The 15,234-nt window shown below is 43.6% G+C and carries 16 protein-coding genes and 1 tRNA gene; all 17 read left to right on the top strand.

Annotated features, from left to right (window positions below; all coding sequences use genetic code 11):
- Nucleotides 1-456: 456 nt before the first annotated feature.
- Nucleotides 457-1,692, top strand: coding sequence for a glycosyltransferase family 4 protein (locus tag PGY05_RS08115; RefSeq protein WP_270475648.1), 1,236 nt, complete (start codon nucleotides 457-459; stop codon nucleotides 1,690-1,692).
- A 103-nt stretch (nucleotides 1,693-1,795) separates the two neighbouring features.
- A complete protein-coding gene (locus tag PGY05_RS08120) occupies nucleotides 1,796-2,479 on the top strand; it encodes a PHP domain-containing protein (protein WP_215686323.1) in 684 nt (227 codons plus the stop codon).
- A gap of 293 nt (nucleotides 2,480-2,772) precedes the next feature.
- On the top strand, nucleotides 2,773-3,939 hold the full coding sequence (locus PGY05_RS08125) for an FprA family A-type flavoprotein (protein ID WP_270475649.1): 1,167 nt from the start codon (nucleotides 2,773-2,775) through the stop codon (nucleotides 3,937-3,939).
- Nucleotides 3,940-3,956: 17 nt separating this feature from the next.
- Complete coding sequence (locus PGY05_RS08130) at nucleotides 3,957-4,913, top strand: DMT family transporter (RefSeq protein ID WP_270475650.1); 957 nt, start codon at nucleotides 3,957-3,959, stop codon at nucleotides 4,911-4,913.
- A gap of 79 nt (nucleotides 4,914-4,992) precedes the next feature.
- The gene (locus PGY05_RS08135) at nucleotides 4,993-5,178 is read left to right on the top strand and encodes a DUF6472 family protein (protein ID WP_008372704.1); all 186 of its coding nucleotides are present in this window, start codon (nucleotides 4,993-4,995) and stop codon (nucleotides 5,176-5,178) included.
- Nucleotides 5,179-5,223: 45 nt separating this feature from the next.
- Nucleotides 5,224-6,768 carry an MATE family efflux transporter gene (locus PGY05_RS08140; protein WP_270475651.1) on the top strand — a complete coding sequence of 515 codons (1,545 nt, stop codon included), beginning with the start codon at nucleotides 5,224-5,226 and terminating at the stop codon, nucleotides 6,766-6,768.
- A 120-nt stretch (nucleotides 6,769-6,888) separates the two neighbouring features.
- Nucleotides 6,889-7,809, top strand: coding sequence for a glycosyltransferase (locus tag PGY05_RS08145; RefSeq protein WP_270475652.1), 921 nt, complete (start codon nucleotides 6,889-6,891; stop codon nucleotides 7,807-7,809).
- The gene (locus PGY05_RS08150; RefSeq protein ID WP_270475653.1) at nucleotides 7,809-8,354 is read left to right on the top strand and encodes a histidine phosphatase family protein; all 546 of its coding nucleotides are present in this window, start codon (nucleotides 7,809-7,811) and stop codon (nucleotides 8,352-8,354) included. Before PGY05_RS08145 ends, PGY05_RS08150 begins: the two co-directional genes overlap by 1 nt.
- Nucleotides 8,355-8,363: 9 nt before the next feature.
- Nucleotides 8,364-8,837, top strand: coding sequence for an LURP-one-related/scramblase family protein (locus PGY05_RS08155; RefSeq protein ID WP_173692717.1), 474 nt, complete (start codon nucleotides 8,364-8,366; stop codon nucleotides 8,835-8,837).
- A 90-nt stretch (nucleotides 8,838-8,927) separates the two neighbouring features.
- A tRNA-Leu gene (locus tag PGY05_RS08160) sits at nucleotides 8,928-9,010 on the top strand.
- A gap of 492 nt (nucleotides 9,011-9,502) precedes the next feature.
- Nucleotides 9,503-9,895 (top strand): aspartate 1-decarboxylase, encoded by a 393-nt coding sequence (gene panD, locus PGY05_RS08165; protein ID WP_008372736.1) that lies wholly within the window; start codon nucleotides 9,503-9,505, stop codon nucleotides 9,893-9,895.
- A 121-nt stretch (nucleotides 9,896-10,016) separates the two neighbouring features.
- Nucleotides 10,017-10,856: a pantoate--beta-alanine ligase gene (gene panC / locus PGY05_RS08170; protein ID WP_195479201.1), complete on the top strand. Its 840-nt coding sequence runs from the start codon at nucleotides 10,017-10,019 to the stop codon at nucleotides 10,854-10,856.
- A 3-nt stretch (nucleotides 10,857-10,859) separates the two neighbouring features.
- A complete protein-coding gene (locus PGY05_RS08175) occupies nucleotides 10,860-11,834 on the top strand; it encodes a bile acid:sodium symporter family protein (protein ID WP_270475654.1) in 975 nt (324 codons plus the stop codon).
- 285 nt (nucleotides 11,835-12,119) lie between these two features.
- Nucleotides 12,120-13,082 carry a beta-ketoacyl-ACP synthase III gene (locus tag PGY05_RS08180; RefSeq protein ID WP_270475655.1) on the top strand — a complete coding sequence of 321 codons (963 nt, stop codon included), beginning with the start codon at nucleotides 12,120-12,122 and terminating at the stop codon, nucleotides 13,080-13,082.
- Nucleotides 13,083-13,118: 36 nt separating this feature from the next.
- Nucleotides 13,119-13,343, top strand: coding sequence for an acyl carrier protein (locus PGY05_RS08185; protein ID WP_117557679.1), 225 nt, complete (start codon nucleotides 13,119-13,121; stop codon nucleotides 13,341-13,343).
- A 35-nt stretch (nucleotides 13,344-13,378) separates the two neighbouring features.
- Nucleotides 13,379-14,317: an enoyl-[acyl-carrier-protein] reductase FabK gene (gene fabK / locus PGY05_RS08190; protein WP_055249162.1), complete on the top strand. Its 939-nt coding sequence runs from the start codon at nucleotides 13,379-13,381 to the stop codon at nucleotides 14,315-14,317.
- Nucleotides 14,310-15,230, top strand: a complete 921-nt coding sequence (gene fabD, locus PGY05_RS08195) for an ACP S-malonyltransferase (protein WP_270475656.1) — start codon at nucleotides 14,310-14,312, stop codon at nucleotides 15,228-15,230. Before fabK ends, fabD begins: the two co-directional genes overlap by 8 nt.
- The last annotated feature ends 4 nt before the right edge of the window (nucleotides 15,231-15,234 follow it).

Here is a 15,234-nt window from a genome sequence, read left to right on the forward strand (position 1 = left end):
AAACCAGTTATATATAGAAGTAATAGAGGAACCTTTACCAAAAAGGTTTCTTTTTTTGCTTTTTTTATGGATTTTAAGGAAAAAGCGGAAAAAGAAAAGAAGAAGCAGTATTTAGATATTTCTGTTGAAAATATCCGGATCGAGATCGTCTCTTTTACAGATTCCAACTATATGTTAATATAATCATATGAAGATGTTGGGACCCAAAGGTATTTTGACCCCTTTGATACCAGATTGCTACGTGCTTTGCACTCTCGCAATCCTCAAAAACATTCTCCTTTCGGAACATTTTCATCCAATGAAAGGAAGAACTTCTAAAAAAACAGGTGAAAAAGAAACTGGAGAATAATTAAAGCATGGATAAATGATAAACGGTGAGTACAGCTTTTATTGATTACATTGCGGCAATAAATACATGTAACAGGGAAATTTTAACAAAGTAAGAGGGACAAAAGAATGAAAATATTAAGTGTCACAGCGCAGAAGCCGGACAGTACCGGAAGCGGTATCTATCTGACGGAACTGGTCAGAGGATTTAAAAAAAAGGGAATCACCCAGTCAGTGATCGCGGGAGTTACAAAAGCTGATCAGGTATGTCTTCCGGAGGGGGTAAGCTTTTATCCGGTATATTTTGAATCGGAGCAGTTACCGTATCCGATCACGGGAATGTCGGACGAGATGCCTTATCCGAGTACCAGGTATTCAGACCTGACAGAGGAGATGACAGAAACGTTCCGGAAAGCATTTGGCGAGGTACTGAAAAAAGCAGTGGAGGAGTTGGATCCGGACGTGATCCTGTGTCACCATCTGTATCTCCTTACAGCGATTGTAAGAGAGCTGTTTCCTGATAAAAAGGTATATGGAGTATCCCATGGATCCGACCTGCGGCAGATCCGCAAGACAGAACAGAACCGGGAATACATTTTACAGAGAATTCCTGCGCTGGATGGGATTTTTGCATTGCATGAGGAGCAGAAAGAGATGATCTGCGGAATTTACGGGGAGCATATCAGAGAGAAGGTGCGGGTGATCGGAACCGGCTATAACAGTGATGTTTTCCGGCAGGAGATGGGGGCTTCACAGGGAGAAGAAAAAGAGCTGAGACTAATCTTTGCCGGAAAGATCTCAGAGAAAAAGGGTGTGAAAAGTCTGATCCGTTCGCTGGATTATCTGAAGGATTCCGGTCTTATTATTTCTCTGGAACTGGCAGGAGGTGCCGGGGATGAGGACGAATATCAGGAAATCCGGGAGCTTGCCGAAAAGTGTCCGTTTGCAGTTACCTTTGCCGGGAAGATCACACAGCAGGAGTTGGCGAAGAAGATGAATCAGAGTGATGTGTTTGTACTGCCATCTTTTTATGAAGGTCTTCCGCTTGTGATCATTGAGGCTCTGGCATGTGGTACCTATGTGATCTGTACAGATCTTCCGGGGATCAGGAATTGGATCGATCAAAATCTTCCGGATAATGGTGTGGTTTTTGTAGAGCCGCCAAAAAGAGTGAATGAAGATGAACCTGTGGAAGAAGAACTTCCGGTATTTGAAAAGAAACTTGCCGGAGCCATCGAAGGGATCGCAAAATATCCTGGATCAAAGCCGAAAAAGGAGCATCTGGAGCAGATTTCGTGGGACGGACTTTGTGTGCATCTTATGCAGATATTTGAGCAACAGAGTGTTTATCGGAAAACTCTATAATTGAATTTCTGCATGTAAATTATCAATTATTTTTTTGTAAAACAACATGTTAAAATGAAGAAAAGAGAAATGAAAAGGCATTTTAACAGGAGGTTATTAACAGTTGATAATTGATATGCATATGCATGAGATGCGTTATTCGGGGGACAGCTTTTTAAGATTGGAGAACATGGTAGAGATCGCAAAGCACAGAGGACTTGATGGAATCTGTATTACGGATCATGACAGTATGGGACTGAAGGAATTTGCGGCAGAGTATTCGGAGAAAACAGGATTTCCGATTTTTGTCGGAATTGAATTTTATTCCCTGCAGGGAGACATTGTAGCATTTGGAATTGAGGATTATCCAAAAGAGAGAATACCGGCACAGGAGTTTGTAGATCTGGTACAGGCACAGGGCGGTATGTGTTTCAGTGCCCATCCATTCCGCAATAATAACAGGGGACTGGAAGAGAACCTGAAGATTGTAAAGGGACTTGATGGAATCGAAGTGCTGAACGGCAGCACGCTTTACGAGGCAAATCGAAAGGCGGCAGAATATGCGGCTGAGCTTGGACTTGCAACAGTTGGATCAAGTGATTGCCATGTGCCGGAGAAGCTGGGACTTTATGCAACGTATTTTCCAAGAGAGATCCGTTCGGTACAGGAACTGATCCGGAGTGTAAAAAGATGCGAGACTCTTCCGGTGTATTATAAAGAGGGTGGATATTATCTCTGGGATATGAAAAATCCGATTGATGCGCCGTTTCACATTTACGAGCAGGAACAGATGGTGTGTGCCGGTTAACGTAAAAAATGAGAACAGATATGAAAAAATTAAACGCTTTTTTTATTGAAAGTGTGTTATTTCCATAGTATTATTAAGAGTGGAAATTAAGAGGGCTGGAATGTAATATTTCCAGCTTTCTTATTTAACAGGAAATTCTGTAGGAACTTCCTGCCGAATAAAAGACACTACGTGCCGGAGTATATTTTGAAGATTGCGAGAGTGCAAAGCACGTAGCAATCTGGTATCAAAGGGGTCAAAATACTTTTTGCCCCTAACATCTTTTCAATCACCAATTACAAGGAGGAACTAACATGAAAGACATAGTAATTTCAGATGCAGTAAAATATATCGGAGCAGATGATAAGGATCTGGATCTCTTTGAGAGCCAGTACATCGTTCCAAACGGAGTATCCTACAACTCTTATGTGATCCTGGACGAGAAGATCGCAGTTATGGATACGATTGATACGAGAAAGACAGACGAATGGAAAGAGAATCTGGAGAGGGTGCTGGATGGAAGAACACCGGATTATCTGGTTGTATCTCATCTGGAACCGGATCATGCCGGAAGCATCAAAGAATTTGCAGACAAATATCCGGAAGCCAAGATCGTGGCAAGTACAAAAGCTATTGCAATGCTTCCACAGTTCTTTGAAATCGCAGATCTGGCAGACCGTGCAGTTGCGGTAAAAGAAGGTGAAGAACTTTCCCTTGGAAGCCATACCCTTCAGTTCTTTATGGCTCCGATGGTTCACTGGCCGGAAGTTATGGTCGAATACGAAAAGTCTGAGAAGATTCTGTTCTCAGCAGATGGATTTGGTAAATTCGGTGCGCTGGATGCTGATGAGGACTGGTCTTGTGAAGCAAGAAGATACTACTTCAATATCGTAGGCAAATACGGTGCACAGGTACAGGCACTTCTGAAAAAAGCAGCGACTCTGGACATTCAGACGATTTGCCCGCTTCATGGACCGATCCTGAAAGAAAATCTGGGATACTATATCGGAAAATACATGACATGGAGCAGCTATGAACCGGAAGATGACGGGGTACTGGTTGCTTATGCATCGATCCATGGCAATACCAAGAAGGCAGCAGAGAAGATGAAAGAGATCCTGGAAGCCAAAGGTGCAAAGAAGGTAGCGATCACTGACCTTTCCAGAGATGATATGGCAGAGGCAATCGAGGATGCATTTCGCTATGACAAGCTGGTTCTTGCAGCAGCTTCCTATGATGCAAGTGTGTTCCCGTGCATGGAAACTTTCCTGAACAAACTGACCAATAAGAACTACCAGAACCGTAAGATCGCAATTATCGAGAATGGTTCCTGGGCTCCGACAGCAGCACGCGTGATGAAGAGTTATGTAGAGAAAATGAAGAAGATCACACTCTGCGAAAAGACTGTTACGATCAAATCTGCAATGAAAGATGCAGATGTAACTGCAATGGAAGAACTTGCAGATGAACTTCTTGCGTAAGAAACGGAAAGAATGAGATGATAAAGTTAAAAGAGACTACAATGAGGAAAACCTGGGTGGTATGTCTTCTTGCAATGGTCTGCTGTGCGTTATGGGGAAGTGCTTTTCCTTGTATCAAGGTTGGCTACCGGCTGTTTCAGATCGATTCAGCCGATACCGCCACGCAGATCCTGTTTGCAGGGTGCCGCTTTACGATTGCAGGCATTATGGTTATTTTGTTTGGATCGATCCTGCAGGGACGTTTTCTGAAAGCAGGGAAGGGAGATCTTCCGAGAATCGGAAAAATCTGTCTTTTACAGACGGTGGTCCAGTATTTTTTCTTTTATGTAGGACTTGCACATACGACCGGAGTCAAAGGATCGATCGTTGAGGCATCCAATGTATTCCTTGCAATCCTTGTTTCAAGCCTGATCTTTCATCAGGAGAAACTGGATCAAAAAAAAGTGCTCGGATGTATCGTCGGATTTGCAGGGGTGGTTCTGATCAATCTGAGCGGAAGCAATGTGGATATGAGCTTTAATCTGACCGGAGATGGATTTATTTTTATCTCTGCGATCGCTTATGCATTATCTTCTGTACTGATCAAGAAGTATTCAGCCAAATCTGATCCGGTGATGTTAAGCGGATATCAGTTTACTGCAGGCGGGCTCGTGATGATCCTGATCGGATTCGTGATGGGTGGAAGAATCCATACGGCAAGTATGCCGGCAATGATTCTTCTGATCTATATGGCGATGATTTCTGCAGTTGCATACACGCTGTGGGGAATCCTGTTGAAATACAATCCGGTATCCAAGGTATCGATCTTCGGATTTACGAATCCGGTATTTGGGGTGATCCTTTCCGCGATCATTTTGCGTGAGGGAAATGTATTCGGAATGAAAGACCTGATCGCACTGGTGCTGGTTTCTATCGGAATCCTGATTGTCAACTGGGCGAAACCGGTGGGAGAAAAAGAAAAAGGAATGAACTAAGATGGAACCTGTTTTAAAGGAGGACACCTGCAGCTGATACCGATTTTTGAACAGGAAAAGAAATAACAGGAGGCAGGTTATGGCAAATACAGCGAGCTGTTGTGACACCTGTACATTTTATATTTACGATGATGAATATGAATGTTACACGTGTGACAGAGACCTGGATGAGGATGAGATGATGCGGTTTCTGACGGATCAGCATTATCAGTGTCCTTACTACAGATCTGGAGATGAATACAGAGTCGTCAGAAAACAGATGTAAATTGTAGATGATGGAGTAGAAGTATAAAAAACACAGAATTTTGTAATGTGTCAGGTAATAGATGAATTTGTACTTGTTCCAAGAGGAGAAGCTGCGGAGAGGATAAATGGAACGATGACACTAAGTGAGACAGCGGCATTTATATATGAACATCTGGAGGAGGCTATAAAGGTGAGAGATAAAAAGGCAAATACAGTGAATGAGCAGGACAATCCACTTGGGTATGAAAAGGAATCAAAACTACTGGTTGGATTTGCGATTCCATGCATTATTTCTATGCTGGTAACAGCTCTTTACAATATTGTAGATCAGATTTTCATTGGCCAGGGTGTGGGAATGCTGGGAAATGCAGCAACGAATATTGCGTTTCCGCTTTCTACTTCCTGTACGGCAATCTCACTGCTGCTTGGAATCGGCAGTGCGACCAATTTTTCATTGAAGCTTGGTGCAGGAGAAGAAAAAGAATCTGCAGAGTATGCGGGAAATGGAATTTGCCTGATGGCAATTTTCGGTATTGCACTTTTTGCAGTAACGACGATTTTTCTGACTCCGATGCTGAAATCCTTCGGTGCCACATCGGAGGTACTTCCGTATGCACAGGAATATACACGGATCACGGCAATTGGCTTTCCATTTCTGATCGCAAATACGGGGATGAGTAAGCTGATCCTTGCGGATGGAAGTCCGCGGTATTCGATGACATCTATGCTGGTGGGTGCTATTGTAAATACAATTCTGGATCCGATTTTTATTTTTGGGCTGCATATGGGAATGAGGGGCGCAGCACTTGCTACGATCATAGGACAGATTGTTTCGTTCTGCATCAGTCTGCGGTATATGTTCCATTTTAAAACGATCCGGCTTACAAAGGAAAGTTTCCATATGACGGGAAGACATATCGAGAATATTTTCAAATTCGGTGCCAGTGCCTGCTTTAACCAGATTGCAATGACGATCGTACAGATCGTACTGAATAATACATTGTCGCATTATGGAGCACAGTCTGTATATGGCGGTGACATTCCGCTTGCCTGTGCCGGGATCATTACAAAAGTAAATATGATCTTTATGTCATTTGTTATCGGAATTTCCCAAGGAATCCAGCCGATTATCGGCTTCAACTATGGCGCAGAGAAGTATGAACGGGTACGGAAAAGCTACCTGCTCGCACTTGGAACTGCAACCGTTCTTTCCGGAATTGCATTTTTCTGTTTCCAGGTATTCCCGAGACAGATCATCAGCGTATTTGGTTCGGGAAGTGAGCTGTATTTTCAGTTTTCAGAGCGGTATTTCCGGATCTATATGTTCCTTACGCTTATCAATGGAATCCAGCCGGTTACATCGAACTTTTTCAACTCCATCGGAAAATCGCAGCTGGGTGTATTTATGTCCCTGACAAGACAGATTCTCTTTTTATTGCCGTTGATCGTGATCTTTCCATTGTTTATGGGAATTGACGGGGTTATGTATGCCGGACCAATTGCAGATGCGGCAGCAGCAATCGTCTGCGGATATTTCATGGTGAGGGAGCTTAAGGAACTTTCCTCGATGGATAGGAAGAAAAAAGAAGAATATGCAGCGCTGAGCTGATGAGAAAGACGGTTCTTTTATGGGAACTGTCTTTTTTATTAACAGGGAATAGGTTGGGATTGATTCAGAAAAGAATTTTGTATATACTGATTAGTGAAAAAAACGAAATGAGATGATGATGTGAACATAGCGATTGTAATTCCGGTCTTCCGGCCGGATGGAAGACTGAAAATGTGTATTGAAAGATTATTAAGACAGAGTGTGATGCCGGATCGTATATTACTGAATGTACTTTATGAGAACCCGGTAGACAGGGAAATTCCCGAAGTTTATATGGATGAGAGGATCGAGGTCCGATATACGCCAAAGGAAGAATATGACCGGGCAGGAAGCAGAGATACGATCCTGCGTGAGCTGGATTCGGATATTGTGATTTTTATGGTACAGACGGCGATACCGCAGAACCGGTATCTGGTAGAGAAGCTGACGGAGCCATTTAAAGAGGAGCGGACGGCGGTCGTGTATGGTCGGCATATGACAGATGATGAATGCAGTCCGATCGAGTGCTGTGTGAGACAGTTTAACTATCCGCCGAAAGGCATGACAAAGTCTTTGGAAGATGCCGGAAAGCTTGGAATCCGGACATTTTTTAATTCCAATGTCTGTGCGGCATACCGAAGAAGAGCATATCTGGAGACAGAAGGTTTTGGAAAACGGATGATTGCCGGAGAGGATATGCTTGCGGCGAGAAGACTTCTGGAAAAGGGCTGGCAGGCAGTTTATGCGCCGGAAGCTGAAGTGATTTATTACCGGAACGATGATTTGCACGGGCTCTGGAAACGCAACTTTGACATTGGGGTTGCACACGCAGAGCATCCGGAGATGATCGAAAATACAAAACCGGGTAAAGAAGGAGTGCGGTTGGTACGTGTAACCTCGGCACTGCTTAGACAGAATCATATGGAGGAATACCTGGGCGAAGTGCTGACACGTGGCATTGTTCGTTATCTGGCATATCAGTTTGGAAGAAACTATGAACGATTGCCGGAGGGAGTTGTTCGGAAATGTTCAGCTAATAAAGAATACTGGGAGAAAAAATAATGGGATATTTTTATTTTGCAAGACATGGACAGACTGTGTGGAATGTGGAAAATAAAATTTGTGGTGCGACCGATATCGAGCTGACAGAGCTTGGACATGAGCAGGCAATGGAGCTTGGAAGAAAGATTAAGGAAGAGGGCGTAAAGATTGACGAGATCCTGTATTCGCCACTTGTCCGGGCGAAGGAGACCGCGCGCCATATTTCGGAGGTGACAGGGATTCCGATGCGTGAGGAGATGCGCCTGAAGGAGCAGAATTTTGGAAAATATGAGTCCACTCCGAGAAATGGGGAGGAGTTCAAAAAGGCAAAACAGAACTTTATCAATCATTTTGAAGGCGGGGAGACAATGCTTCATCTGTGCCAGAGGATTTACAATCTTCTGGATGACATTCGAAAAGAAGCGGATGATAAGGTTTATCTACTGGTTGCACATAATGGAATTTCCAGAGTAATCCAGTCTTATTTTTATGATATGACGAATGAAGAGTTTGCGGCATTTGGAATTAAGAACTGCGAATTGAGGAAGTATGAATTTCCGGAGTAGGAGTAGCGTATGAAATTACTTGTTAAGCAGAGAGTTTTTTCATGGACAGATTCATATGATGTTTATGATGAGAATGAAAATGCGAAGTATTTTGTAAAAGCAGAGTTTTTGTCGCTTGGACACCGGCTGCATGTATATGATATGGCAGGGAACGAACTCGGGTTGATTAAAGAAAAAGTGATGTCATTACTTCCAGTGTTTGAAATTGAAGTGAATGGGCAGACACTTGGACGGATTGAAAAGCGTTTTACATTGTTTCGACCGAAGTATGATGTTGAGTTTAATGGATGGCATGTAGAAGGAGATTTCATAGGATGGAATTATGATATCTATGAAGCATGCAGTCCTGTGGTACATATTACAAAAGAATTACTCCACTGGGGAGATACTTATGTACTGGATTTTGCAAATCCGGCAGATGAATTGATGGGACTTCTTCTGGTAATTACAATTGATGCGGCAAACTGCATTCAAAATAATTGATGTAATTTAATGAAATGTAAAAAAAGTCAAAAAAAATATAAAAAACACTTGCCAAACCGGTTGGTATGTGATAAGATTCTTTTTGTTGACGCGGAAGTGTCGGAATGGCAGACGAGCTAGATTCAGGTTCTAGTGCTCGCAAGGGCGTGTGGGTTCAAGTCCCATCTTCCGCATAATAAAAGAAACCTCAGGTGATTCACCTGAGGTTTTCTTTTATTGTACCGAAGCGATCCCTGAACCCAGGGTTCAGGTCTTCGCTCCGCTACGGTCGGCGCAGAGCACTCGTCCACCGGACGAGTTGCGCCCCATCTTCCGCACAGATGTCTTGAATTAAATACATGAGAACATCGGATTGACAATCTCTTGTCAAGGTGCAATAATATCCGCGGAGGTAGTATTTGAAAACTACAAAACTATACTCTGACTGAATCACAACAATTTCATATCGAAATCGTTTCCGTCAACAGGTGACGGAGAAGGAGCTTATATTTATTAAGAGGTAAAATAAGACTCAGGGAATACGAAGAATAGCAGAAGCATTTGCAGGGAGAAGTATACCTTGATGATGCTTTTTTCATATAATAATTTGGAATTATGGAAAAAAGCATGGTTACACTCTATGTTTATGCTTATTTTTGTGTTTCCGGACAGAAAAGGAGTAAGACATGACAGTTGAGATGCTAAAAGGAAAGATTCATCGTGCTACGGTAGTACAGGCAGAATTAGATTACGTGGGAAGTATTACCGTTGATGAGGAACTGCTGGAGGCAGCAGGAATTATGGAATATGAGAAGGTTCAGATCGTGGACGTGAATAACGGAAGCCGATTTGAAACTTATACGATCTGTGGTAAGCGTGGAAGCGGAATGATCTGCTTAAATGGCGCTGCGGCAAGATGTGTAAGTACAGGTGATAAGGTTATTATCATGTGTTATGCAAATTATGATGCAGAAGAAGCCAGAGAACATAAACCAAAAGTTGTTTTCGTGGATGATGAAAATAAGATCAGCCGTGTGACAAATTATGAAAAACATGGGTTGTTGAAAGATATGGCATAATCAGGATTGTGGGAGCTCAAAGTGGGTAGCAATCCGTAGATTATGCAAAAAAAGAACATGAAATTAGTTGAATTCAGAACAAGAGGCTATCTCCGAATTTATTATAAAGAGGAGAATTATCATGCAGGTAACAACAACAGTCGAAGAGACAAGAAAATTAGTTAAGAACTGGAAAAAAGAAGGAAAAACCATAGGTCTTGTACCGACCATGGGATTCTTACATGAAGGGCATGCAAGCCTGATAAGGAGATGCCGTGAGGAAAACGATATCGTTGTGGTATCCGATTTTGTCAATCCGACACAGTTCGGACCGACAGAAGACCTGGAAGCATACCCGAGAGATTTTAAACGTGACAGTGAGCTTTGTGAGAGCCTTGGAGCAGATCTGATCTTCCATCCGGAACCGAAGGATATGTATCATGATCCACATGCTTACGTAAGTATTGATACGTTATCTGATACCCTTTGCGGAAAGACAAGACCGATCCATTTTAAAGGGGTATGTACGGTTGTTTCCAAATTATTCAATATTGTAGCACCGGACAGAGCTTATTTTGGACAGAAGGATGCGCAGCAGCTTGCAATCATCCGTAAGATGGTGCAGGATTTGAATTTTGATATCCAGATCGTAGGCTGCCCGATCATCCGTGAGGAAGACGGACTTGCCAAATCATCCAGAAATACCTATTTAAGCGCAGAAGAGAGAAAGGCTGCACTGTGCCTTTCAAGAGCCGTTAAAACCGGTCAGGAGGCAATCTGCAAGGGAATTAAGGCAGAAGAAGTTCTGTCAAAGATGCGCGCAGTGATCGAAGCAGAGCCGCTTGCAAAGATCGACTATGTAGCCATGGTAGATGCACTGGATATGCAGCCGGTCGAGAGTGTGGAAAAAGATGTTCTGGTTGCCATGGCAGTTTATATTGGAAAAACAAGGCTAATCGACAATTTCAGCTATGAGGTATAGCCTATGGAAAACAGAATGAAAAAAGTGGGAAAGGTCAGCTCTTTTCTTACAAAATATATCGGGGTCATCATTATCTGTTTTTCCGTCATTGCATTCTTCTGGCGTGACGGTTTTGTGTGGACAACGAGCTACACTTCTGTATTTCTCGGAGTTGCCATGTTCGGCATGGGGCTTACGATCAAGATGGACGATTTCAAAAGAGTCTTTTCCAGACCAAAAGAAATCCTGATCGGATTCGTCGCACAGTACACGATCATGCCGGTGATCGCGTGGATCCTGTGTCAGCTGATGCAGCTGCCGACAGATCTGGCACTTGGCGTGATCCTGGTTGGTTGCTGCCCGGGTGGAACGGCAAGCAATGTGATCACCTATATTGCTGGAGGTGATGTGGCGCTTTCTGTCGGAATGACGATCACATCAACTCTTGCGGCACCGATTGTAACACCACTTCTGGTGTATGTACTCGCCGGAGCCTGGGTAGAGGTATCCTTCTGGGCAATGGTAATTTCTGTAGTAAAGGTTGTTCTGGTTCCGGTACTTCTGGGAATTCTGATCAACTGGGTCTGGGGGAAGCAGATCCAGAAAATATCAGAGATTCTGCCACTGATCTCAGTTGTATCGATCGTAATGATCATCAGCGGAATTGTAGCCGTCAATGCAGAAAAAATCTTAAGCTGCGGACTTCTGGTTCTCGGAGTTGTGATGCTTCACAATCTCTGCGGAATGGGAATCGGACTTGGCGCAGCGAAAATTTTACATATTGAGTACGATAAGGCAACTGCCATTGCCATCGAAGTCGGAATGCAGAACAGTGGACTTGCAATCTCCCTTGCAACTGCCAATTTCATGGCAAATCCACTGGCAACGCTTCCGGGGGCAATCTTCAGTGTATGGCATAATATATCCGGATCTTTGTTTGCTGGGATCCGCCGGAGCGGAGAACAGACGAAAGAGGCATATCAGGAAGTTACAGAATAAGAAAAATCCTGCGATTTTGAATTGGCAAAACCGCAGGATTTTTTGTACTCAGAACAGAAAATACAGAGACTAAAGCACGTCATTTTTGTACCGATTTGAATGGCAGATGAATGGAAAAGAAGAGAACAGGAACTCTTCTTTTCCATTCATTTGCCCCTCGCGTCAAACAAAAAAATTTCCCTCTTGTCAAATCATTCCGATTATGTTATATTATCAAATAGTTTGAATATAAAAATATTTTAAACGAAAAAGATTTTAAAACAAAAATAAATGGAGAGAACAACCATGAGAGGAAGGATATGCGGTACCGGTTCTTATATACCGGAGCATTATTACGACAACAATGATCTCGCGAAGTTTGTGGAGACGAATGATGAATGGATCCGTGAACGGACCGGAATTGTGCGCAGACATATTGCAGAAGAAGATACAACAGTCAGCATGGCGATAAAAGCGGCAAAAAATGCACTTACAGATGCAAAATTAAATGCAGACGATCTGGATCTGATCCTGGTATCTACAATCACGCCAAACACCGTGATCCCAAGCACTGCCTGCGAAGTCCAGAAAGAGCTGGGAGCAGTAAATGCAACCTGTTTCGACATCAGTGCCGCATGCAGCGGTTTTGTGTATGCCTACAATACTGCGCAGGCTTACATAGCAGCCGGAATGTATCAGAACATTCTGGTGATCGGAAGTGAAACCCTATCCGGAATTGTCAACTGGAAAGACAGAGGAAGCTGCATTCTTTTTGGTGACGGGGCAGGAGCAGCCGTGATCTGTGCAGAAGAAGGTGAAATCTTTCCGGCAGTTACCCATTCTGACGGAGCAAAAGGACAGGTACTTGCCTGCGAAAGCCGTCAGCAGAAAAACTGGCAGGACAAAGAAAATGAAAAACAGACTTATGTATCCATGGATGGACAGGCAGTTTTCAAATTTGCCGTAAAAAAAGTGCCGGAAGTCATTGGAGAACTTCTGCAAAAAGCAGATCTGACCGAGAAAGATATTGATCTTTTCGTTCTGCATCAGGCAAACTTACGGATCATCGAATCTGTGGCAAAACGGATGAAAACAGACCTTGCAAAATTCCCGGTCAACATTGAAGAATACGGTAATACATCATCCGCCAGCATCCCAATCCTCCTGGATGAACTGAACAAAACCGGTCGCTTCTACAAAGGACAGAAGATTGTTCTCTGCGGCTTCGGTGCCGGACTCACCTGGGGAGCCACACTCATAGAGTGGTAAATATAAAAATAATCAAACAATAAGGAGACTAAGAACATGTTAGAAAAAGTAAAAGAAATCGTAGCAGAAGGACTTGACGTAAACGTAGCAGACCTCACAGAGGAGACAACTTTTGAATCTCTTGGAGCAGATTCTCTTGATCTGATGGATATGGTTATGACATTTGAAGATGAATTTGGTGTGGAAATCGATACGGAAGCAATCGGTGATCTCAAGACAATCGGAAGTGTTGTAACATACATCGAAGGACTGAAAAAATAAGAATTGCAAAAACACAGACAGAAAGAGGTTGTAATATGAAAACAGAAGTAACCGAATTACTTGGAATCGAGTATCCGATCATCCAGGGCGGAATGGCCTGGGTTGCTGAGTATCATCTTGCGGCCGGCGTATCAAATGCCGGCGGGCTTGGGCTCATCGGGGCTGCAAGCGCCCCGGCTGAGTGGGTACGTGAACAGATCAGAGAAGCAAAAAAGCTGACTGATAAACCTTTTGGAGTAAATATCATGCTGATGAGTCCTTATGCAGAGGACGTGGCAAAAGTAGTAGCGGAAGAAGGCGTAAAGGTTGTAACGACAGGCGCCGGAAGCCCGGAAAAATATATGAAAATGTGGAAAGAAGCAGGAATTAAAGTCATTCCGGTGGTTGCATCCGTTGCACTTGCAAGAAGAATGGAACGGTGCGGGGCAGATGCAGTTGTTGCGGAAGGATGTGAATCCGGAGGACACATCGGAGAAAATACGACTATGGTACTGGTTCCACAGATTGTAGACGCAGTGAAGATTCCGGTAATCGCAGCCGGAGGAATCGCAGATGGAAGAGGAATTGCGGCAGCATTTATGTTGGGAGCAAAAGCCGTACAGATGGGAACCCATTTTGTTGCGACCGAAGAATCTATTGTACATGAAAATTATAAAAATGCGATCATCAAAGCGAAGGACATTGATTCCAGAGTAACCGGAAGAAGCACAGGACATCCGGTAAGAGCACTTCGCAACCAAATGACGAAAAAATATCTGGACCTTGAGAAAAACGGTGCATCCTTTGAAGAACTTGAGCACCTTACACTTGGAGGCTTAAGGAAGGCCGTTGTAGACGGAGATGTAACAAACGGAAGTGTAATGGCGGGACAGAGTGCAGCCATGGTAAAAGAGATCATGAGCTGTAAAGACCTGATCCAAAAGCTGGTAAGTGAGACGGATGCACTGATCGGAGGCAAAGGATTTTATGAATAAAACAGCATTCATTTTCCCGGGACAGGGCGCGCAGAAGTGCGGTATGGGAAAAGATTTTTATGAAAACAGTGAACTTGCAAAAGAGATTTTTGATACAGCAACAGCAGAGCTGGGACTTGATATGACAAAGCTTTGCTTTGAAGAAAATGAGCAGCTGGATCAGACAGAATACACTCAGGCAGCCATGGTAACAGTCTGTCTTGCAATGACAGCCGAGATTGAAAAGAGAGGTCTTACACCGGATGTGACAGCCGGGCTCAGCCTTGGAGAGTACTGTGCGATCAGCGCAGCGGGAGGCATGCAGCCGAAGGACGCCATTTCTCTTGTGAGAAAAAGAGGGATTCTGATGCAGAATACCGTTCCTGCAGGTGAAGGAGCCATGGCGGCAATCCTGGGACTGGATGGAGAAACGGTTGAAAAAGTGACGGAAGAAATTCCGGGTGCGTCTGTGGCAAATTATAACTGTCCGGGACAGATTGTAATTACAGGAAAGACCGCAGCGGTAGAAAAGGCAGCAGAGTCTTTAAAAGCAGCCGGAGCAAAAAGGGCGGTTCTGTTAAATGTAAGTGGTCCGTTCCACTCAAAGATGCTGGAAAGTGCAGGCGAAGAGCTTGCGAAGGAAATGGAGAAGAGAAATTTTGAACCACTTGCCATTCCTTATGTGACGAATGTTACGGCAAAATATGTGACGGATATCAAAGAGACAAAGGCACTTCTTGCAAAACAGATTTCTTCACCGGTAAGATGGGAAGAAAGTGTGAGAACTATGATTGAAGATGGTGTAGACACTTTTGTGGAAATCGGACCGGGAAAAACACTCGCCGGATTTATGCGGCGTATCGACAAAGGTGTCAAAGTATACAATATCGAAACCTGGGAAGATATGGAAAAAGTAATTGCTGAACTGGTGTAAAAAA

It is taken from the genome of Coprococcus sp. AF51-11b1 (assembly GCF_027682785.1).
In the GTDB taxonomy this organism is placed as follows: Bacteria; Bacillota; Clostridia; order Lachnospirales; family Lachnospiraceae; genus Allocoprococcus; species Allocoprococcus comes.

Coding starts and splice junctions, on each gene's coding strand:
- PGY05_RS08155 (WP_173692717.1), top strand. CDS start 8,364: ATGAAATTACTTGTTAAGCAGAGAGTTTTTTCATGGACAGATTCATAT.
- PGY05_RS08180 (WP_270475655.1), top strand. CDS start 12,120: ATGAGAGGAAGGATATGCGGTACCGGTTCTTATATACCGGAGCATTAT.
- fabK (WP_055249162.1), top strand. CDS start 13,379: ATGAAAACAGAAGTAACCGAATTACTTGGAATCGAGTATCCGATCATC.
- PGY05_RS08140 (WP_270475651.1), top strand. CDS start 5,224: ATGTGTCAGGTAATAGATGAATTTGTACTTGTTCCAAGAGGAGAAGCT.
- PGY05_RS08115 (WP_270475648.1), top strand. CDS start 457: ATGAAAATATTAAGTGTCACAGCGCAGAAGCCGGACAGTACCGGAAGC.
- panC (WP_195479201.1), top strand. CDS start 10,017: ATGCAGGTAACAACAACAGTCGAAGAGACAAGAAAATTAGTTAAGAAC.
- PGY05_RS08135 (WP_008372704.1), top strand. CDS start 4,993: ATGGCAAATACAGCGAGCTGTTGTGACACCTGTACATTTTATATTTAC.
- panD (WP_008372736.1), top strand. CDS start 9,503: ATGACAGTTGAGATGCTAAAAGGAAAGATTCATCGTGCTACGGTAGTA.
- PGY05_RS08150 (WP_270475653.1), top strand. CDS start 7,809: ATGGGATATTTTTATTTTGCAAGACATGGACAGACTGTGTGGAATGTG.
- PGY05_RS08185 (WP_117557679.1), top strand. CDS start 13,119: ATGTTAGAAAAAGTAAAAGAAATCGTAGCAGAAGGACTTGACGTAAAC.
- PGY05_RS08125 (WP_270475649.1), top strand. CDS start 2,773: ATGAAAGACATAGTAATTTCAGATGCAGTAAAATATATCGGAGCAGAT.
- fabD (WP_270475656.1), top strand. CDS start 14,310: ATGAATAAAACAGCATTCATTTTCCCGGGACAGGGCGCGCAGAAGTGC.
- PGY05_RS08175 (WP_270475654.1), top strand. CDS start 10,860: ATGGAAAACAGAATGAAAAAAGTGGGAAAGGTCAGCTCTTTTCTTACA.
- PGY05_RS08130 (WP_270475650.1), top strand. CDS start 3,957: ATGATAAAGTTAAAAGAGACTACAATGAGGAAAACCTGGGTGGTATGT.